This window comes from Candidatus Poribacteria bacterium, assembly GCA_026706025.1.
Taxonomy (GTDB): Bacteria; Poribacteria; WGA-4E; order WGA-4E; family WGA-3G; genus WGA-3G.
In genome coordinates this window covers 1-19930 of record JAPOZO010000015.1, presented here as the reverse complement: position 1 = coordinate 19930, position 19930 = coordinate 1, and the positions used below count along the sequence as shown (strand labels likewise).

The following is a 19930-nucleotide window of genomic DNA, read 5'->3' as shown; positions in this document are numbered from 1 at the left end:
ATGGCAACGTTACGAGAAATTCGGCGGCGCATCGCCAGCATTCAAAACATTGAGCAAGTTACCGATGCCATGCGTGTCGTCGCTGCAGCACGGCTCCGTCGTGCCCAAGATAATATTATGGCGACGCGCCCTTACGCAGATAAACTCAATACAATTCTCGGTCATCTCATCTCACAGATGGACACTGAGGAAGAAGCATTGACGCATCCGCTGCTTGAGGAACGCGAAATAAAACATGTCTGTATCGTCTCCGTTTCCGGTGACCGTGGGTTGTGTGGAAGTTTTAACAGCAATGTCATCCGTACTACAACACAACGTATAGAACACTATCAAGAGGGTGGCGCGGATGTGACGCTTATCTGTATCGGGAGACGTGGACAAGAGCATTTTGTACGCCGTGGCTACGACGTTACCGATTCATACATTAATATTTTCCGCCAACTTGAATTCCAAACAGCCGTTGATGTTGTCCACGAGTTTGAACATCTCTATACCGACAAAAAAATTGATAAAGTTGAGGTCGTCTACAACAACTTCAGGTCTGCTATTCTCCAGACCGTGCTTGTTGAACAACTCCTCCCGTTAGTGCCTGAGGTGCCTGAAGGTGATACGCATTTCCTTGATTATATCTACGAGCCAAGCCAGATAGAACTCTTTGAAATGCTACTCGGAAAACACTTGAACATGCAAATGTGGAAGGTGCTTTTGGATTCAAACGCCGCGGAGCAAGCGGCACGGATGGCAGCGATGGAGAACGCTACACAAAAGGCAAAAGAGCTCATTGATGAGTTAATTCTTCAACGCAACAGAGCACGTCAAACACAGATTACAACCGAAATTTCTGAGATTGTAAGTGGCGCAGCGGCACTGGAGGGGTAAAAGTAGCAGACAGACTCCGTTCTGCCGTGCAAGGTAGTAGTAGGCACGCGCCGTCGTGCCGTAACCGTGTGGAGGTCTCAGATGCCGATCAATGTCAACAAACAGATTGAAGAGGCGATGGAACGTGGCGAATTCAAGAATTTGCCCGGTGAAGGTAAACCGCTTAAATTGGATACGAATCCCTACCTTACACCCCAAGCGCGGATGGCAAACCGCCTGCTGAAAGAGAACGGTTTTACACCTCGGTGGATTGAGTTACAGAAAGAGATTAAAAAAGAAAAAACGCAACTTGAAAGGCTCCTTAAAAATCTGCAAGGTCGTCGAAAGCGGTTGGAGGCTATCGCCCAGCAGTATCCACACCGACGTGAAGCCATCAGTCGAAGTTTTGAACATGAACGTGCCCGCGGCATTGAACAATACACTGAAAAACTCGAAAACCTGAATCGGAAAATCCAACGTGTGAACCTCCTGATGCCGACACGAAATCGGCAATACGCGTTAATCAATCGGGCAGAAGCACTTAACGATTTTCAGAAGGTGTGTCCAAGTCTCTAATCGTTCCGAGTTTGTATACGATGGGAATGCCCGTGCGAAACAGAAGGACCAGTATCAGTAGGTATCGGTTATCAGTTAAAAAGGCAGGCTGTAACAACTCAGCACTTCCTAAAGTCCTCCAAGTTTGGGCAGATTGGTACAAAACACCTCTTAACCAGTTACTGATAACTGACAACTGATTACCATATAAAAAAGGAATATCGCATGAACCAAGGAAAAATATTAGAAGTTGTCGGGGCGCGAGTAGACATAGATTTTTCGGAAGGCACATTGCCGGATATCCTCAACGCTGTTAAAGTTCAACGTTACGATGGAAGCGAACTCGTACTTGAGGTTCAACAGCATTTAGGTGAAAATCGAGTCCGTGCAGTCGCTATGGATACGACAGATGGATTGGTTCGCGGCACACTCGCAACTGATACCGGCGGTCCCATTACTGTTCCGGTCGGTGATGCAGTCCTCGGACGCGTCTTTGACGTAACCGGTCAACCTATTGATGAAAGAGGCGATCCCGGTGAATCTGAACGATACTCTATTCATAGACCCCCACCACCGCAATCTGAACTTACCACCAGTGCCGAAATGTTAGAAACGGGTATCAAAGTTATCGACTTGGTTCAACCGGTCGTTCGGGGCGGAAAAGTCGGATTTTTCGGTGGGGCAGGTGTCGGCAAAACTGTTTTGATCGCTGAGCTTATTTACAACATCGCAACACAACACGGCGGTTATTCCGTGTTCTGTGGTGTCGGTGAGCGGACACGCGAAGGGAATCAGTTCTGGCTCGAACTTGATGAATACGGCGTAATTGATAAAACGGCTATGGTGTTCGGTCAGATGAACGAGCCACCGGGTGCGCGGCTTCGTGTCGGACTCGCAGGCCTCTCTATGGCCGAATATTTTCGCGATCAGCAAGGTCAAGATGTCCTTATCTTTATTGACAACGTCTTCCGTTTCACACTTGCAGGCGGTGAGGTATCAGCACTCCTCGGACGGATGCCTTCTGCTGTCGGATACCAACCGACACTCGCAACCGAAATGGGTGAATTGCAAGAACGAATCACCTCGACACAACACGGATCAATCACTTCATTCCAAGCGGTCTACGTCCCTGCTGATGACTATACCGATCCGGCTGTCGTCTCTGTTTTCGCACATCTTGATGCCGTGACACGACTCGAACGGAGCATCGCTCAGAAGGCAAGGTTCCCCGCAGTGGATCCGTTGACTTCGAGTTCGCGTATCTTATCAGCAGACATTATCGGTGATGAACATTATCAGACTGCCTTTAGGGTCAAGCAGGTGTTACAGGAATACGGTGACTTGCAAGACATTATCGCTATCCTCGGTGTAGATGAACTCTCAGATGACCAAAAGTTGGTTGTCAATAGGGCGCGAAAATTAGAGATGTTCTTGGTACAACCGATGTTTGTGGCGGAACGGTTCACCGGAACCCCCGGCAAATATGTGAAGATTGAGGATACCGTGCAAGGCTGCCAAGCGATTCTAAACGGTGATTGTGATGATCTGCCAGAACAGTCGCTACGCCTTATCGGCACTATTGACGAAGCATTTGAACAATCAAAAGACGCAGGCTTAGAAGCAGCGGACTAATAGTTATCAGTTATCGGTTTTCAGTTGTCTAAAAGAGGAACCTTCTCACTGATAACTGAAAACGCTACTTTTGACAACGAAAACAGAGTAGATATGTTAGACAGAAGTTTTCATCTCGAAATTCGGACACCGGAACAGTTGATCTATGAAGGGGACGTGACGAGCGTTCATGCACCCGGCGTGGAAGGCAATTTTCAGATTCTGGTAGGACACATCCCTTTTCTTACAGCCTTAGATGTAGGTGAGATTCGTATCCGTGAATCATCGGAGACCTCGCAATTAATGGCGACGAGCGGCGGGGTCTTTGAGGTGTTGCGGACGGGTGTCACTGTCTTGGTTGAAACTGCGGAGTGGGCATCCGAAATCGATGTCGAGCGTGCAGAAAGCGCACTCGCGCGTGCCCAAACACAACTCAAAGCAAACGCCCCCGATCTGAACCGCCCGCGCGCAGAAGCCGCACTCGCACGCGCACAAAACCGCATCAAAGTCGCGAGCAATTTGTAGATATTGACCTGCCGCACCTGTTTCCCATTTGGACGCGGCTGTCTTTAATATTACAACCCAAGTTGCTACTAACGGATTTTGAGCGTTTCAACACAGTTTTTCAGACACTTTCCCTACCCCAGAGGGGTGATATGTCTATAGAAAAAGGTATATTGACATCTTGCACTCCAGCGGAGTGCTATGTAAATTAGGTGGCAACTTGGGTTATTACAGGAGACTTAGTGAGTTTATAGAAGGCTGGCAAGTTGAGCGTGATGGGACACGCCACGGCATCATAGGGGTAAGAAAATGATTCGCAACGATAAAGAACTCAAAGCAAGTCAACAACGCATAGCGTATTTTCAAAACTTGCTCTTACAACTGCGAGTTAAGGCAACACCTGAAGAATTTTCGCTCATCTCAACTGGATATCGGACAGAGATTCTGAAAATGCAAGATGAAGTACTTGAATATCTAACTCGACATTCATGTGAACCAATACCGGTGAAAGTAACTTCTGCGGAGACATCAGATGCTCCAAATAACAGAAAACAATAATTTTTCAAGCATTTCTTAGACGTATTTGGATTCATTCGTCCAGACAGTGGGTGGCATCATGTCATTTGAAGTCCCAACCGGGCGCGAGAAGACGGATCTCCTTATCAGCCACAACCAGTGAAAGTACATCGTCGAAACCAAGATTTGGCGAGGCGATGCCCGGTATCAGGCAGGTAAAAAGCAACCCGCCGCGTATCTCAAACTGGAAAACCTGCAGGAGGGATACTATGTCGTCTTTGATCACCGGAAAGAACCGGAACCCCGCGTAGAAACCGACCACTTTGACAGCTTAACAATTCGGAGTTATGTCATCCCTGTCCTCCAAGAAGCCCCTTCGTATACGCTGATATAAACATCGTTCGTCGCGATCAATTTGTAATTACGATTTTTCCATTTTCTGGTAGGCACGTTTTGTAAGAGTACTGTTTTCTTTGTCTAAACCAGGATTTATAGGCTAAAAAAAGCATTGACTATTGAGGGGACTATGGTTAAAAGCACCCAGCTCAAAGTGCCTATTGCACTTGATAATAAAACAAGTTATACAAACCTCAGAACGCAGAAAAGGAAAAACACTATTTTTGCCCAGCGTGTCAAGAAAAGGTTATCCTCAGAAAGGGGAAAATAAAAACTGCTCATTTCGCGCACAAAGCGAGTGAGACATGCAATCAAGAGACAATCCTCCACAAAACTGCCAAGCAACTTGTTGTTCAGTCCATTTCTGATTGGAAATTGGGGAAAAGCGATGTGCCACGTCTCAAAAGAAATTGTGAGGTCTGCCGAGACCCTATAGAGCAACTGCTCCCGGATAAAGTTGAGTTTGCAATACCGGAATATAGGATGGATAAAGAATTTATTGTAGATGTGGCACTGATGGTTGAAAACGCACCGGCTGCTGCAGTAGAAATCCGTGTCTCGCACGCTGTTGATGAAAGAAAAGCAAAATCACTCTCAATACCTTTTATTGAATTAGATGGGCACAAGGTCATCGAAAATCCAATTGTCTTTTTATCCTTACGAGATACCTTTCGTTGGTCTTGTCAGACATGCAAGACCGCTAAAAGATATTTCTATACCGAGATAAAAAAGATTGCCAAACAAACAAAAGTTTTACTCCCCACCAATGAATACTACCGATATGGGGGGCATCAGTGTAACACGTGTAAACGCGACATCATCGTTTTTGCCTGGCCTAATAAAGGTAAACCGAAGGTAGAACCGATCCCACGGACAATTCAATTCTGTCGATATCCACCTTTCCATAACAAATATTGGTTTAACACATGTCCATACTGCAAGGCAAGTCAAAGCAAAAGAGATATATCCGTGTACGGTCCGTTTCTGACCCTTTCATGGTTGTCAAACGCAAACGCTGAAAAAGAGGCGCGAAACACATATCACAAAGACATGCAACAAATTGCAAGCTTATGGTACAGAGAAACACGCCAAAGATAATGCGCGCATTTTCAGAAAATTCACACTTAGACCCCTTACACCGTCAGTGCCACCGCATCCTGCTTTACAATTTTCTTGATGTGACCATACGCCGCAGATTCCACCAATTCTAATGTCTCTGAGGACAATTGATCCAGAATAGGTTGTGGAAAGCTATGCCTGCCGGAATTCTGCAAGAATCTCTTGAAAAGAAAGACCGTTTCTGTTTTAAAAGCTTGAAGTGTGAGTGGCTTGTTTTGTTTAAAGTTGCAGCCACTGACGCACCGCGTCTTCGACCTCTGATAACTGATCAGGTTAGAGATTTCCCAATTTTCTCAGGAATTTCGCTTCTGAGACTGTGACCAGACTTTGTGTATCGAAAACACCAGTATCCAGAAATCTTGTTTTTATAGGGATTTCAAATCTCGAACCACGCGTGTTTGTTGTATGTGTTACAACGGTGACAAGTGCGCGATCTTGGACGAGCGCGGGTATGCTGATGACGAGGCAGGGTCTAACTTTAGCTACCATTCCGAGATCAACTAACCGGACTTCCCCTCGATTTTGTCTCGGCATCTTCCGCCTCCGTCTTGTCATGTTCAACAAATAGTGCGTCAGCAATTTCCGTGAGTGCTTCATCTGTCAAAGGTGGGATATCCAGCAGAGCCACTTGCTTTATGATTTCAGAAGCGATCACGTGTTTTTCAATCTCAGGAAGTTGGTTGAACGCTTCCAGTATATTTTGTTGGGTTGCCTGCATCTGAGACCTCCATATAGCAAGAAAGTAAAGTTTATGTAATTCGGTTCATAAGTACCGCCCTCAATTTGTAATGTGGACAAAAATATCAATCATCAATATATGATAACCTATCCAGTGGGGAATATCAAACAAATATCCCGAGTATTCTTCCGAGGATTCGCCATTTAGCCATACACTGTTAGTGTAATTACGCCCTGCTTCATGATCTTCCTGATATGTCTATTTTTATGTTTCAGCGGAAGTACGCTTAACGTCGTCTACGAGATGTCAGTGATTTCTACTAAGGGTTTATCTGCTTATGAGACGCGCTTTACAAAAAACGCATTTTTTTTCCAAAGGTGCAACTTTTTGACCCCCAATTTTCGTCTTTAATCACAGAAGACAGATTTCTTGTGGAGGTGCCCGATGCAATATAGCGATGATAAGTTGGTTCAACTCACCCTGGAAGGCGATCACCATGCGTTTGCGGCTTTGTTAGAGAAGTATCAATCGCAGATTCACGCGCTGGCATGGCGAAAAATCGGCGATTTTCACATAGCAGAAGATATTACGCAGGAGGTCTTCCTTACGGCGTATCAGAAGCTCGCCACATTGACACACCCGGACCGATTCGCAAAATGGCTCTATGTTATTGCCAACAACCTCTGCGTCACATGGCTCCGAAAAGAAGCCACTCAACCGCAACAGCAGTCGCTAACATTAACGAATCCCGAAGAACTCGCAGAATTGTGTTATTCTGAGTATATAGCACAACAGCAGAAGGAAACGGGAAAAGAATCGGACCGCGCCTTGATTCAAAAGCTCCTTGATAAACTCCGAGAAACTGACCGGACGGTGATCCGCCTTTACTATCTTGCTGAAATGACTTGTGAGGAGATCAGCAAGTTTTTGGGCGTATCTCAGAACACAATTAAGAGTCGTCTGAGCCGGGCGCGGAAACGATTAAAAAAGCAGGCTGAAGCGATTGAACAAACGCTTTGTAGCTTCCGATTGTCTTTTAATTTCATGGAGGTATTATTGGTGGACTTGGTATTCCCAATTTTGGGAATGCAGCTAAATCCAGTCAAATCGCGCAGTTTCTATTTATCCAAATACCACCTATAGCAGATTTTCGTATTTAGAGAGGAAAAAAATGATTCAAAAGATCGAGGAACAAGATGGCTACATGTTACTCTATTTCGGAAAACCACCGGCGGACGTAGGGAAAATTGAGTTTGTCAATTGTCTCGCGCATCAACATAACCAGATACTTTTCTGCAAATGGCGTGATAACAACATTTGGACGCTACCGGGGGGGCGCGCCGAACCCGGGGAAACGCCTGAAGAAACTGCACATCGAGAACTTCTGGAGGAGACCGGTGCAACGCTGAAAAATCTTGAGGTGCTGTGTTATATTCACTGCTTCATGTTCGATCACGAATACTGGGGAATCGCTTATTTGGGGGAAATAGAAGCATTAGGTAACCCACTCGACCTTGAAGAAGTTAGTGAAGCGAGTTTGTTCTCACACTTTCCAGAGAATCTGACTAATCCAGGACCCTTCGGAAATCAAAGCAAAGCATTGTATCTCGCCGCAATGCATAAACTCTCAGAAACAAAAGATTAGGGGTAGAGGGGTTAACGGGTTTTCTGATGAATTTTCGTCGGTGTGGGTTAAACGATTAGGAAGCAGATTTGGTTTAATTCGCAAAACAACTAAACACATTACAGACAAATACCTTAAAAGAACGAGGGGACAATGGAAAAAATTGGACGTGTGCAATGGTCATGCACACTCATTTGGATACCGATACTGCTTCTGGTTACACCACTTTTCGCAAATACACAACAAAATACAAGACGCTCCATTCAGGCAACTTGGGTGGAGAACCCACCCGTTATTGATGGGGATTTAACAGACTCGGTCTGGCAACACGCCGACATCGCGACCGATTTCTTCCGAGCAAAGGAGGGAGAGATACATCCGGCTGAATTAGACACCGAAGTTCGGGTGCTGTACGATGAGAACATGCTTTATATTGGTGTGCGTTGTGAGGAGCCGGACATGAAAAGTCTCCGAGAAACAAAAACGCGTCGGGATTCAGCAGTCTGGCAGAACGACTGTATTGAAGTGATGCTCGATACCTATCACGATCAGCGCAACTGCTATATTTTTGCGATCAACACACTCGGCACACAAACGGATGAGAGGGTCGGCAATGAGAGTGCTTTCGACATGAGTTGGGACGCGAAGTGGGAGGCGAAAGTCAAGAAACACGCCAATCATTGGACAGCGGAATTTGCGATCCCGTTTCGTGAGGTCCGTTTTAATCGGGCGGATACCACCTGGGGCATCAACTTTTGGCGGGTGCGTCCGATAAATGGTCAATCTCATTCATGGGCAGAGACGGCTTTTTTCTCACGCGTATCGGAGTATGGCGATTTAACCGGACTGAATTTGGAAAGCGTTAAAACAGAGCAGAAACTTGGGGTGCTTCCCTACGGCACCTATCGCGCGCTCGTGGATCGTCCCAATGACCTCGATGGTGGGTTAGACTTGATCCTTCCGATTTCAACGCATCTCACCTCGAATGTGACGCTGAATCCCGATTTTTCACAATTGGAAAGCGATCCGACGCAAATTAATATCTCAAGCGACCGGGAGTTATTCCTTCCAGAACGCCGTCCGTTTTTCAGGGAGGGTGCTGAGTTGTTTGAGTTGCCGCTGGATCTGTTCTATACGCGGCGCGTCCAAGAGATTGATGTCGGTGCGAAAACGACAGGTAGAATCGGCGGTTCTAATTTCGCGGTCATCAATGCCTACGGCAAAATGATTGATCGCTATGATGGGGATAAGAAAAAACAGGTGAATCTCTTAGCCGGACGGATTAATCACGACATCGGTGAACGGACTGTCATCGGCGCGATGGGAATACACAAACACCAAGCCGATCGAGATGTCGCACTCCTATCGCTGAATGGGCGATTTGGATTGCACCGAGACCTGACAGCAGCCTCGCAGTATGCCATTGATTTGATTGACGGCGAGATGCATTGGGCATACCACACCGCGATGGAATGGATTCGCGAAGGTTGGCTTGGTGAGGTTCAACTTGAGGAGATTCAGGACGGCTTTCGTCCAAACGAGATGGGGCTTGAGGACGAGGCGTTCCGTCGGGCACGTGCCCATCTTCGTTACAGACATGAGTTTCCAGCGTCGCATTTCGTGGAATCTTTTTGGGTGGATACGCGTCATTCCCATCAAACCAACGCGCAAGGATTGCTGCGGGAATGGCTGAGCGAGTCGCGTTTCTACATCGACGTCGGGCGGTTTAACTTCTTCACTTCCGGTGGATTCGGACGGCTTCGAGAGGTCGGTCAACTTTTCCATACCAAGTTCATCAGAGCAGATATTGATTATCAGGCACCGTGGGGACAGTTATCGGTTCTCAATCGTTTCGGCACCCGTCGCGATGAATTCAATCGGTTCACCAGTTTTTCCGGGGGTATTAACCTTTTCGGCAAGTTCACGATTGATCTGGATCTTGAGAATTTCTTTTGGCGTGCATATCGAAATACGCTCATTTTCCGGCTCCGCAGCAATTACCAATTTACGAAAAAAATCGGTTGGCGAATTTACGTTGAACGCGTAGATGAGCGGATGGTAGATGAGGTCACCTACAACCTCAATTCGATCTTCGACTATGAATTTACGCCGGAGAGTCATCTCTTTTTTGTGGTTGTGGATAGTCTACCGGGGGATCGTGCTGTGTTTGCAAAATTGGCATACCTTTTTGAGCCGAGTCTTCCGGGTTTCGCTCAGTTTAATTGAAGGAGACTCAGGCTTCGAGAGGTTGTCTTTTTGTAACGAGTGTGTTAGAATTAGAAAAGTCCGACACAAAAAACGAAACCTCTAATCTGTTCACGGTGAGGGACCAGTGGCAGCCAGTCCCATCTTTTTCCAAAATTGACTTTGGACAGCTCTAAAACCTAATAGCCAAGTGTCCTCCTACATCGTAAGGTTACCAGTATGAAGGAAACGATCATAGATGGATGCCCCGTTATCACGCATAGAGAAAAGTCTTTCGAGTTCACTCAAACACGAGATTCGGCTTGCAAAATGCACGAAGTTCAAGAAGAACCGTATCTTTCGATGCTGGGTTGCGGACGGACCAAATTGCTTGCCAGAAGTCTTTCTCGTCAAGATGGCAAGACACACTGAACGTGAACCCTATAATCCTAAATCGGATCGCGTTGGGAGTCCGGCTTGGAAGTTTTTCAATGAATGGGCTGCACTTCAATTCTTGAATGAAATTGATGGGACCCGGACACTGGGACCCCAATTTATCGCTGGCGATGCTGTTGAAGGACTAATCGCATTTGAATACGTGCCGAAAGCGCGCTCATTTAGGGATATATTACGCGATTCTAATGAGAACGAGCGAAGTTGTGCACTACTTGCTCATGCTCAGACAATTGGACGTATGCACGGAGCTACCTATGGTAGGAAAAACGAATGGCTCCGTCTACGGACGAGTCTCGGCACATTCCACCAAGCAGACCCAGACACATTTAATGGAATACTCCGATCTTTTCGCAGACTCGCGACATTGGTTGAGTGCCCCGTATCTGTTGCTGTTGAGACCGAGTTATCTGAATTAAAGGAGACGCTTTCGGAGGGCGAACCCTTTTCTGCTCTCAGACATGTGGATATTGCTCCACAGAACTATCTATTGCTCAATGACGGTGTAAAACTTGTTGACTTTGAGTACAGCGATTATGGGCATTTTCTCCTTGACGCGCCTCTCGGCCCCTATCCTTTTTCAGTGCGCTGGGAATGCGATGAAGTTCTGACGAGAGAGATTGAAAGTGTTTATCGAGCAGAACTATCCACTAATTTCCGCGGAGCACTTGACGACGCTATCTATTACAAAGGGGTCCTGGCAGCTTGGATATATTGGCTACTACGCCTTGGACCAATTCCTAATGCGCGTGGGAATATGATAAAAGGAATTGATGCACTCACACGTCGATGTAAAGCAGTCGCACGCCTGAGCCGCGAGATCGATTACCTGCCACGGATAGGCGGTATGTTGGAGCAAGTGGCAATCGTTCGCGAGAACCAATGATGAAACAAAAATACTATTACCACGAACATCTCGCAGATTATGCTGAACTCAAGGCAGAGGGATTCATGTCAAGAGGAGAACTTTACGGGAATCCCGATGATTTCAGTGACTTCTCTTCCAAATCCTTCTTAATAGAAACCTTGCCACGTTTAGACCTTAAGCCAGATGCCCAAGTGCTTGAACTCGGATGTGGGACAGGTCCTGTCGCATGCTTTTTAGCGCAATTAGGTTACCGAGTCCATGGAATAGACATCATTCCTGATGCCATTGACAAAGCGAAAGCGGTTGCTGCCGAGCAGTGTTTAGACATCCAATATGAGGTATTAGATGTCTGCCAATTGCCACAGGAAGGCGAGGCATACCATCTCATTGTTGACAGTTTCTGCTCACAAAGCATGGTTACCGATCCAGATAGGGATGCGATGTTTTCAAGAGTCAAGTCTCGACTCGCCAAGAATGGCTACTTTCTGATGAGCTGTTGCGTTTTTGAACCTGATCGAGAAGATACCAAAATACAGATTGTTGATAGCACAACAGGGAAAGTTTACACCCGCTTTGACCAAGATGCACTCTGGGATAGCGACACCGAAACGTGCTACAGTCTATTTCAGCCAGATCCTTTCAGACCCAGTGTCGGACCCGAAGACTATGAAGGAACGATTTGTGTCAATGGCACTTGGTACATTCATCAGCGGTGTTACCGAACCCCTAAAAATTTGCGGTTAGAACTGGAGCGTCATGGGTTCACAGTTCTCGAACAGAACGGCGAGGTAACTGAGAACGCTATCTGTGTCCATCAATAGGAGTTAGGAATGGCTGTAAAAGCAGTTATCTTCGATTTATTTAACACACTCGTCTCAGAATTTGACCTCAACCGCCCTTCACACACGGAAGTCGCGCAGACTTTGCAGTTGTCGGTGAAGGAATTCCAGCAGGAATACCAAAATCTTCGGTTAGCTCGACTTACCGGACAATTCTCAGATTATACGGCGATTTTGCGTCATATCGTTCAGAAACTTGGAGGTAAATCCACCGAGGAGACAATTAAAACACTCGCTGAACGCCGCTATTCCGCGGGTGCGACACATTTGCGTCGCATAGATCCCAAAATCCTTGATATGCTTAATGAAGTCACTGCTTCAGGTATTAGGTTCGGTCTTATCAGTAATACCGAGGGTTCTCCCGTGTTGGATTGGGAAAATAGTCCTTTGGCACGCTTTTTTCAGGTGACGGTATTTTCCAATCTGGTCGGAATGGTCAAACCCGATCCTGACATCTATCAACACACATGTAAGAATTTAGGTGTTGCCCCTTCAGACTGCATATTCATAGGCGACGGCAATAGTGACGAACTTCGAGGCGCAGCGCAGATTGGGATGTCCCCGTTTTGTGCGGCGTGGTTTCTCCATCAGCACACAGACCTGCTTGGAGAGGATATCGTGATGCGTCGAGCAGCAGGCTATCCAGTGTTGTATCATCCATCAGAGGTGGCTGATCGGGTGCGAGATATTTGTGCCGCCTGTTAACGATTAAAAAACTCACACATCATAGCGCGTGAACGCCAGAAACGCCCCCATAAAGAAAACCAAGTTGGATAGAAACAGCAGTAGAATGTCCAAACTAACTTCGGTGAATGCGGTGGAAAAACTGGATGCGGTGTCGTCGAATTTGGGAATCTTATCCACGCTGATTTCCATCTCCCGCAGTTGCTGCCGTTCTGCATCCTCAAGAAAGAGGTTGGGATTGAACGGGTATTCCTCATAGGTAAACTGCAGGAGACTGCGCCGATATTCGATAGCCTTCTTGAAAAACTTCTCGTAATGTTTGATGCCAGTCCCGACCAACGCCTCACAGCCAATTTGATAGATCGCCGTTGGTGAGATACGGGATATGTTCTGTGCCAGTTTCACTTGGTGCAATTGTTGTTGGCGATATTCATTGTAGATCGCTTGCTGGGCATCACCGATTTTGGCAGCGCGGGTCAGCGGTTCGCCCGGCGACCAGTGTGCGCTAAATCTATCCCTGCCGTATCGATTGAGGATCTCGTGCGTCGCATCGTTTGCCTGTCTGGCTACCGTTTTCTCATCAGGGAGTTCCACCAACCGACTTGCGAGCAATCCACCTGTCCGCGGGATAAATACCACGAAACATACCCATACCAGAAGGAGTAGGACGAGGCTGACCGGTGCGGTTCTCGTGAGGCAGGAGATGAACATGCCAAGTGTCGTAAACACAGAAATATAGAGGACTGAAAACACAACGACCCCACCAATCTGTAGCCAATAGGTCGGTTCAAAAGGTAGAACGCCGAGAAGCAAGATAATAAGCACGTTCATGCAAATCCCGATGATTAAAGGGATCGCGAGGCTGATGATTGTGCCGATGTACTTCCCGAAAAGCAGGGTTACGCGAGGGAGTGAATTAGAGAGACAGAGGCGAAGTGTGCCTGTTTCCGCCTCGCCGGAGATGCTATCATAAGTCATCGCGAACGCTGCGAAACTCAGGATAACGCCGACGGTGAACACCCAATCCAATGCGTCAAACCGCTGGAGTGTGTAGTTTCTGCGTAGGATCGTTTGGGGACCGATAAGGTCAAACGCATCCACAGCAAAGGCGTTCGGTAGGTCTTTTTCGTGCCCTTCAGCGATGAATCCTAATGGGCTCGGCGCACGATATATCAGCAAATAGCGACTGACCACACTGTGCAAGCCTCTCTCCGCCTTATCTTCCAGAAGTCGCAAGTTTTCGCTGACATTTTCACTGTAATCTGCGACCTGTTGCCGATAATCGCGGATATACAGCACGCTTCCGGTCAACATTAAGACGATGACCAGAAGCAACGTCAGGGCGAAACGGAAACTCTGTAGGTGATCTAACAGTTCTCGCCAGATAATTTCACGTAGCATCTCTTCACCTCACCTCGCTTTTCAAGAACATTGCGCCGGTGATCAGAAACAGCAGAATGTTGAGAAAAATCAGGTAGACTAAATCCGGGAAGGCACCTCCGAGCGCGACATCTCCCCACGCGGTTCCACTGCTAAAGACAGGCATGCCGCTTAAGTCAAGCCGTTCCACGTCATCCCAACTTTTTGGTGTGACGTTTTCAAAAAACGTTTCTTCGTCTGATTCCGTGAGTCCCGCTTGTGGGGGCATATCGTTGAGATTGGCAGACGTGAACCAGCTGATACTTGAGAAAGCTCCTTGTTCCTGCATGTATGCCATCAGTGTCTCTCGGTAATCTTGTGCTTGCTGGATGAACCGCTCATGCCGCCGCAAATCCGTGCCGGACAGCCCCGCAGAGATATTGTAGTAGACCCATGCCGGCGAAAGTCTGGACAGGTTTTCAGCCAGAACGGTCTGTCTTTTCAGCGAACGGTAGTAGGCCTGATGGAGATTTCCGATCTGCTCTGCGTATTCAATGCGCTGTGGAATGTAAAATCCGGCACCGTCGAGATACCAGAGCATCGCTTCTCTGGATCCTGTTAGCACATGGAATGCAAATGGTTGACTGCCACTGATCACACTGCGTTCTGATGTAAAGTAGGAGCTGCTTCGATGCTTCGCGCCATAATCTCTGATTTTCTCCTTAAACGCTGCCCTGAGTGCCGCGCTTTCTATGTTAACCACGGATTTGGAGGGTATCGGTCGAACCTGCTTTGCGATATACACAGCACCGTTTGGGATGATGAACACAATTACGATCCAGAGGAATAGCAACCAGACGAGTGCTCTCGCTGACCGCTGGGTGATCGCTGAAACCAGCATTGAAAGCAGGAAAAAGACGGAGAGATATAACGCCAAAGCCGCGAAGAGTCCGGCGAACCGACCCCATTCAGTGGTGTGGAATTCTATCATCGGGTTTACGTTTATCAGTATCGCCGCGGCTATCCAACCGATCGCAAGTGGCACGAGAAGACTCGCCATCCCGCCGATGTATTTCCCAATCAGGATATGGTATTTCGAGACCGGGTTTGATGCGACAAGTGCAAGTGTTCCCCTTTCACGCTCACCGCAGATAACATCGTAAGCGATCGAAATCACGAACAGGCTGAACGCAATCTGCACCATGAGCACCGCGTCAACGGCGGAAAAAATGTTCAACAGCGGATTGCCACCACCGAGTATTTTCGCTTCCGTTGGGACATCTTCGTAGGAAACCTTTACCGTGCTTCCCAGCTGCCGCTCCATTCCTAAGCAGATAACGCTTAAAGGTTCAGGCGGTTTTGCGATGTCCAGCCTCAGGTATGAATACACCTTCACTGCCTCAAGCGCGTTTCGGTGTTCTGTTTCTGCGGCATTATGGACGCTGAGTCGCTTCTCGTAGTCCTCCATCAGTACGTGTGTGCTGGCGACGAAAAGCGCGAGGCAGACAATTAACCCGATGAATAGACGGAGGGAGAGGATGTTCTCTGTGAACTCCCTTTTGGCGATTACCCAGATGGGGAACATCTAAAAACCTCCATTTGGTGAAGGGAAAAGCAAACGGTTTAGTCTTGGAATTGTGCCTTCACTGCTTCCGCGACAAGCATTTCTAAATTTTCCCTGCTCGCTTCGTGTGTAATTAGCTTGCCTTCTCTATCAATGAGCCACAGTTCAGGAACACCAGCGATATCATATTGTTGTGAAAGTGAATACGCTGCCGCGTCGCAAATTTGTCGCCACTGAATGTCATTTGCTTTAATGTAGTTACGCAGCATAGTATAATTACGCAGTATCGCTTCTTCAGTATCAAGGCAGACTCCAATAATATCGAATCCCGCACCTTTATAGGTATCGTAAACTTTCTTAATATCTGACGTTTCCGCGGTGCCAAAATCGTTCCAGACCTTCCAAAAGTGAAGCAAGACGACTTTCCCATAATAATCCCGAAGCGAAATCGGATTCCCATCAAGGGCGATCACAGAAAAGTCAGGGACAGGTTTTCCAACCCATTCGTATCCCGGATTAGACTTGCGCTCATACGCTTCAGCGAGCGCAGTATTGCCTAACCTCTGATGAATGTCGGCAAGTTTATAGAAGATGAATTTATTGTCTGGATACTGCTGCTCCGCTACCTGAAAAAACGCAAGCAGATCCTCGTATCGCTCCACCGTCTTGAGTAGGTCGAACAGCACCTGATACCCCTGAAAGTCTTGTATCATTCCCGACTTGAGACGTTCAATAAGGGCAGCCGCTGATTGTTCGTTGCCTAATAGGGTGTGGAGTCTGACAAGCTGCGGGTAGAGATCAAAGAAACGCTTACTATCAGGATAACGCTCATCATCAGGGTGTCGCGCAAGTATTTCTTCAATAGCAGTGAGAGCCGCTGCGTGGCTACCGTACATATCTTCCGGCGTGTGTTCCCAAATCGTGGAAGACCTGTAAATCTGAGAAGAAAAGTTTAAGTTCAAAGCGTCAAAGTCTTCATTCACGTGATGTTGACAACGGACAAGTGGTATGACATCACCGAATACCAAACGTTGTTCATTTTTCTTATCTCGATATTCCGGAGCAAGCTGATACCCGTAACTTACGGGCATTCTCGGATCTATGTCCCGGAGAAAACCTATCCTTCCAATTATCTTGCTGATTGCAACCAAATCTGTGTTCGGAAGAAAACCTGCCTTCCCATCTTCGCCATCCGCGGGACAGATGAAGACCGATGCATCTGGCAAATATTTCGGATGAAGATCTGAGAGCCATTCAGGAAAATCTTTGCGTTCCTGCCGGTAGGTCTGAATTGCCTTACCAATAGCGATCAAATTTTGTGTGCAAAGTTCTATGTGCCTCTCGTGCATCTCGGAATTCTCTCCTGCAGTAGAGGTCAAAAATGTTTCAGATTCCTGTAAACGCTTTCGCGCCCGATGCAGACGGGTGTTAATCGTGCTTACAGAGATGCCTAAAAATCTGCTAATCTCTTTGACCTTCATTTCGCCGAGATAGTAGAGCGTCACGACCGTGCGTTCACTCTCTGGCAGTTTTGCCAAAAGTTTTTTGACGATCTCACGGCGACGCTCGGAGATCTCTATTCTCCGTTGTTCCGATAGGTAACGTGTGTAAGCGGATTTCTCGATTTCTGCTATTGGTGTGTCTTCTATTGATTGTACCGTAAGTTTCTTCTTTCGCATCCAATCGATGCAAAGCCGGTTTGCGATAACATACAACCATTGAGTAAATTGATGAGGATCCTTGAGTGTCGGAAGTTTTTTGTAAACTTGTAGGAAGGTGTCCTGCGTAATTTCTTCGGCGTGATGAAAGTCACCGATTTTCCGCCACACGAACGCGTGAACGCTCTTTTGGTATTTTTGGACTAAGACACTGAATGCCTCGTCGTCGCCGGACAAAATATTGTAAATGAGTTGAACATCGTCTTCTTTTTCCACGAGGATCCCCCAATGAATAGATTCCGTTGTGTTTACACCTGACAAATGACTGCCTCAAATACGGAATCTGATAAGTTAAACATCGCGGTACGGTTTATACCTCTATATGTTAAAGACGAATTCATTTACAGAAATCTTACATAATTTGAAGAAAATGGAAAAGATATGGATTTTTTAGCCGTTGTTGTGCGCGTATCGGGTTTCGTAGGGACGATACGTCAAAGTTTGGAGCATCGCATCCACAACGGATGTCTCTGAAAGGTGTTTAACGGGCAATCCGGGGCGTTATGAAAATAAATAATAACTGTCTCTATACAATACCTTCGCCAATTTATTCCGGTGTGAGTTGGTGAACAGCCCGATTGAACCGAGACATTCACCGATGTTTCGCAAATTCACCTCTTACACCGTCAGCGTAACCGCATCCTGCTTTGCAATTTCCTTGATATGACCATACGCCGCAGATTCCACCAATTCCAATGTCTCAGGCGATAACCGGTCCAGAATAGGTTGCGGGAAGCTATGCGTACCAGAGTATTGCGGGAAATACCGCAGGACGAGGAACCGTCGATCTCGGTCTTTTGGCTTCCAACGTAGCACACCGTGCGTTAGCAGCTCCGAAATAATTACAATATCGCCCGCCTTCGGTGTAATATTGACAAAAACAGGATCTTCAAGCGGATCAATCCCGTCTTCCTCATTAAGTGTCAGCAGCTCCTTTGGTCGAGCGAATTCGCTTTTATGCGATCCCGGGATTACGATGAGTCCGCCATCACCCGGATAGACATCTGTGAAATACGGAAAACAGACGAAGTTATCGCAGTAGATGCGTCCGTTGTCAACCTCGTAACGTGTGCTATACCATCCATAGTCATCGCGTGCACAGTGCAGTCCGCCCGGATTCACACTTGCGCGTTCACCAACCTCCCACAAATCGTGTTTATCATGCTTCAAGGAACCTCTGCCGAACCGTGGTTGATTGTCTGTCAGCTCTTTGATAATTGGCCACAGTGCCGTATGCATCGTTAAACATTCAAGCGATTTGTCGAAAGCAAATCCGTGTTGATGGAGTCCTTTCTGCTCAAAGCCTGGTGGCAATTCATCAGGCGGTGTCGTTATGTATCTATCGACGGCTTCAGCGGCTTCTGCTAATGCATCGCCAGTGATGACGTTTTCTAAGTGGAGATATCCTGTTACATCGAACAGGTAACGTTGTTTCGGTGTCATATTTTTAATTTTCCTTGCGGTTCGGTTAGGTGGATTGGGATTCTCACGTTCCTCTCCGTAAATCTGAAGAAACACCCAAGCAAAAACCATTCCACTTCGTTTCAAGCTACGCGCTATTGTTTCAAGCTACGCGCTATTTTAACTGACGAAGTCGCGGGCCGAGATCACCCTACAATGATTGCTAATTGCTACGCATAATACCATCCCGTAACTTTTGAAAATGGCATCCGGGCAGGTTACGGCACGGCAAGCCAATCTGTTAACATCTGTTCCGGATGTATTTCTGGGTTAAAAACAAGGAGTTCTTCATTGCTTGCGGCTCTCAGTAACCCTTGATCAGACGCAACGAGAACAAGCTCGTCACTAGTGTCACGGCATGCTGCTGCAATATCCAACGCGGAACGTAATACAATTGCATCAACGCTATTGAGTGAATGGATTTCAATCAAATCCATTGAACGCCAAATCAGCGAATTCGGAACAGGGATGGTTCTGAAACCTGACTGATTATCAATCACCTCATAATCAAGATTAATGCCAGCTTGACGAAAATCATCATTCGTGAGGCGGTTATCGTTTCTTTTTCGCACAAGCACCCAGATAACTTCAACTGCACCGAGAATGAGACACATTAAGCGGTCATGAGGCACATTAGCGAAAAGGAAATTGACTTTATCACTGCCAAGTTCCTGTGTATATCGTTTTACAAAAGCACTGGCATCAAAATAAAAATAGTACACCGTTATTTCTCGCGTTCTTCGATAATTGCGCGACTAAACTCGTTCCCTTCCGGCTGGATGCCGTTACGGACCATCCGTGCTTGGAGCTCTTCAGCAGGAATCGGTTCCCCGGAAATTCCCATCCGCTCAAGGATTTTCCGAGCAACTTCTGCATCCTGCTTGTTGTTTCCCATAGAATGTGCCTTTAGTTGTGCATCTTTTTTCCAGTCGGCATCG

At 46.9% G+C, this 19930-nt stretch carries 20 protein-coding genes and 1 pseudogene; 12 read left to right on the top strand and 9 right to left on the bottom strand.

Annotated elements, in window-relative coordinates; genetic code table 11:
* From atpG to OXH00_03600, 5 genes are all read left to right on the top strand, one after another.
* Complete coding sequence (gene atpG, locus OXH00_03620) at positions 1 to 879, top strand: ATP synthase F1 subunit gamma (GenBank protein ID MCY3740089.1); 879 nt, start codon at positions 1 to 3, stop codon at positions 877 to 879.
* A gap of 81 nt (positions 880 to 960) precedes the next feature.
* Positions 961 to 1434, top strand: coding sequence for a DUF1992 domain-containing protein (locus tag OXH00_03615; protein ID MCY3740088.1), 474 nt, complete (start codon positions 961 to 963; stop codon positions 1432 to 1434).
* 204 nt (positions 1435 to 1638) lie between these two features.
* On the top strand, positions 1639 to 3045 hold the full coding sequence (atpD, locus tag OXH00_03610) for a F0F1 ATP synthase subunit beta (GenBank protein ID MCY3740087.1): 1407 nt from the start codon (positions 1639 to 1641) through the stop codon (positions 3043 to 3045).
* 93 nt (positions 3046 to 3138) lie between these two features.
* Positions 3139 to 3549 (top strand): F0F1 ATP synthase subunit epsilon, encoded by a 411-nt coding sequence (locus OXH00_03605; protein MCY3740086.1) that lies wholly within the window; start codon positions 3139 to 3141, stop codon positions 3547 to 3549.
* Between the two features lie 288 nt (positions 3550 to 3837).
* A complete protein-coding gene (locus tag OXH00_03600) occupies positions 3838 to 4086 on the top strand; it encodes a hypothetical protein (protein MCY3740085.1) in 249 nt (82 codons plus the stop codon).
* A gap of 61 nt (positions 4087 to 4147) precedes the next feature.
* Here OXH00_03600 and OXH00_03595 read toward each other — a convergent pair whose 3' ends face one another.
* Positions 4148 to 4330 carry a hypothetical protein gene (locus OXH00_03595; GenBank protein ID MCY3740084.1) on the bottom strand — a complete coding sequence of 61 codons (183 nt, stop codon included), beginning with the start codon at positions 4328 to 4330 and terminating at the stop codon, positions 4148 to 4150.
* A gap of 500 nt (positions 4331 to 4830) precedes the next feature.
* Between OXH00_03595 and OXH00_03590 the strand changes: the two genes are divergently transcribed.
* On the top strand, positions 4831 to 5538 hold the full coding sequence (locus OXH00_03590) for a hypothetical protein (protein ID MCY3740083.1): 708 nt from the start codon (positions 4831 to 4833) through the stop codon (positions 5536 to 5538).
* A gap of 297 nt (positions 5539 to 5835) precedes the next feature.
* On the opposite strand, the pseudogene OXH00_03585 reads toward OXH00_03590, so the two are convergent.
* A pseudogene (locus OXH00_03585) lies at positions 5836 to 6093 on the bottom strand (type II toxin-antitoxin system PemK/MazF family toxin).
* Complete coding sequence (locus OXH00_03580; protein MCY3740082.1) at positions 6056 to 6277, bottom strand: hypothetical protein; 222 nt, start codon at positions 6275 to 6277, stop codon at positions 6056 to 6058. The pseudogene OXH00_03585 and the gene OXH00_03580 overlap by 38 nt, the downstream one beginning before the upstream one ends.
* A gap of 405 nt (positions 6278 to 6682) precedes the next feature.
* Between OXH00_03580 and OXH00_03575 the strand changes: the two genes are divergently transcribed.
* The 6 genes from OXH00_03575 to OXH00_03550 all read left to right on the top strand — a co-directional run bounded on the left by OXH00_03575 (position 6683) and on the right by OXH00_03550 (position 12911).
* Positions 6683 to 7381 (top strand): RNA polymerase sigma factor, encoded by a 699-nt coding sequence (locus tag OXH00_03575; GenBank protein ID MCY3740081.1) that lies wholly within the window; start codon positions 6683 to 6685, stop codon positions 7379 to 7381.
* Between the two features lie 28 nt (positions 7382 to 7409).
* Entirely contained in the window at positions 7410 to 7883 is a 474-nt protein-coding gene (locus OXH00_03570) for an NUDIX hydrolase (protein ID MCY3740080.1), read from the top strand.
* Positions 7884 to 8015: 132 nt separating this feature from the next.
* Positions 8016 to 10088 carry a DUF5916 domain-containing protein gene (locus OXH00_03565; protein ID MCY3740079.1) on the top strand — a complete coding sequence of 691 codons (2073 nt, stop codon included), beginning with the start codon at positions 8016 to 8018 and terminating at the stop codon, positions 10086 to 10088.
* Between the two features lie 217 nt (positions 10089 to 10305).
* Positions 10306 to 11385 (top strand): hypothetical protein, encoded by a 1080-nt coding sequence (locus OXH00_03560; protein MCY3740078.1) that lies wholly within the window; start codon positions 10306 to 10308, stop codon positions 11383 to 11385.
* Entirely contained in the window at positions 11382 to 12188 is an 807-nt protein-coding gene (locus tag OXH00_03555) for a class I SAM-dependent methyltransferase (GenBank protein MCY3740077.1), read from the top strand. The genes OXH00_03560 and OXH00_03555 overlap by 4 nt, the downstream gene beginning before the upstream one ends.
* Before the next feature lie 9 nt (positions 12189 to 12197).
* Entirely contained in the window at positions 12198 to 12911 is a 714-nt protein-coding gene (locus tag OXH00_03550) for an HAD-IA family hydrolase (GenBank protein ID MCY3740076.1), read from the top strand.
* Between the two features lie 12 nt (positions 12912 to 12923).
* Here OXH00_03550 and OXH00_03545 read toward each other — a convergent pair whose 3' ends face one another.
* The 6 genes from OXH00_03545 to OXH00_03520 all read right to left on the bottom strand — a co-directional run.
* Positions 12924 to 14291, bottom strand: a complete 1368-nt coding sequence (locus OXH00_03545) for an ABC transporter permease subunit (protein MCY3740075.1) — start codon at positions 14289 to 14291, stop codon at positions 12924 to 12926.
* Positions 14292 to 14295: 4 nt separating this feature from the next.
* Positions 14296 to 15834 carry an ABC transporter permease subunit gene (locus OXH00_03540; GenBank protein MCY3740074.1) on the bottom strand — a complete coding sequence of 513 codons (1539 nt, stop codon included), beginning with the start codon at positions 15832 to 15834 and terminating at the stop codon, positions 14296 to 14298.
* A 38-nt stretch (positions 15835 to 15872) separates the two neighbouring features.
* Entirely contained in the window at positions 15873 to 17747 is a 1875-nt protein-coding gene (locus OXH00_03535; protein MCY3740073.1) for a sigma-70 family RNA polymerase sigma factor, read from the bottom strand.
* A gap of 402 nt (positions 17748 to 18149) precedes the next feature.
* A complete protein-coding gene (locus OXH00_03530) occupies positions 18150 to 18974 on the bottom strand; it encodes a phytanoyl-CoA dioxygenase family protein (protein MCY3740072.1) in 825 nt (274 codons plus the stop codon).
* A 236-nt stretch (positions 18975 to 19210) separates the two neighbouring features.
* Positions 19211 to 19714 carry a type II toxin-antitoxin system VapC family toxin gene (locus tag OXH00_03525; GenBank protein MCY3740071.1) on the bottom strand — a complete coding sequence of 168 codons (504 nt, stop codon included), beginning with the start codon at positions 19712 to 19714 and terminating at the stop codon, positions 19211 to 19213.
* A 2-nt stretch (positions 19715 to 19716) separates the two neighbouring features.
* Positions 19717 to 19930, bottom strand: a 214-nt coding sequence (locus OXH00_03520) for a hypothetical protein (GenBank protein ID MCY3740070.1), incomplete at its 5' end; no start/stop codon positions are given.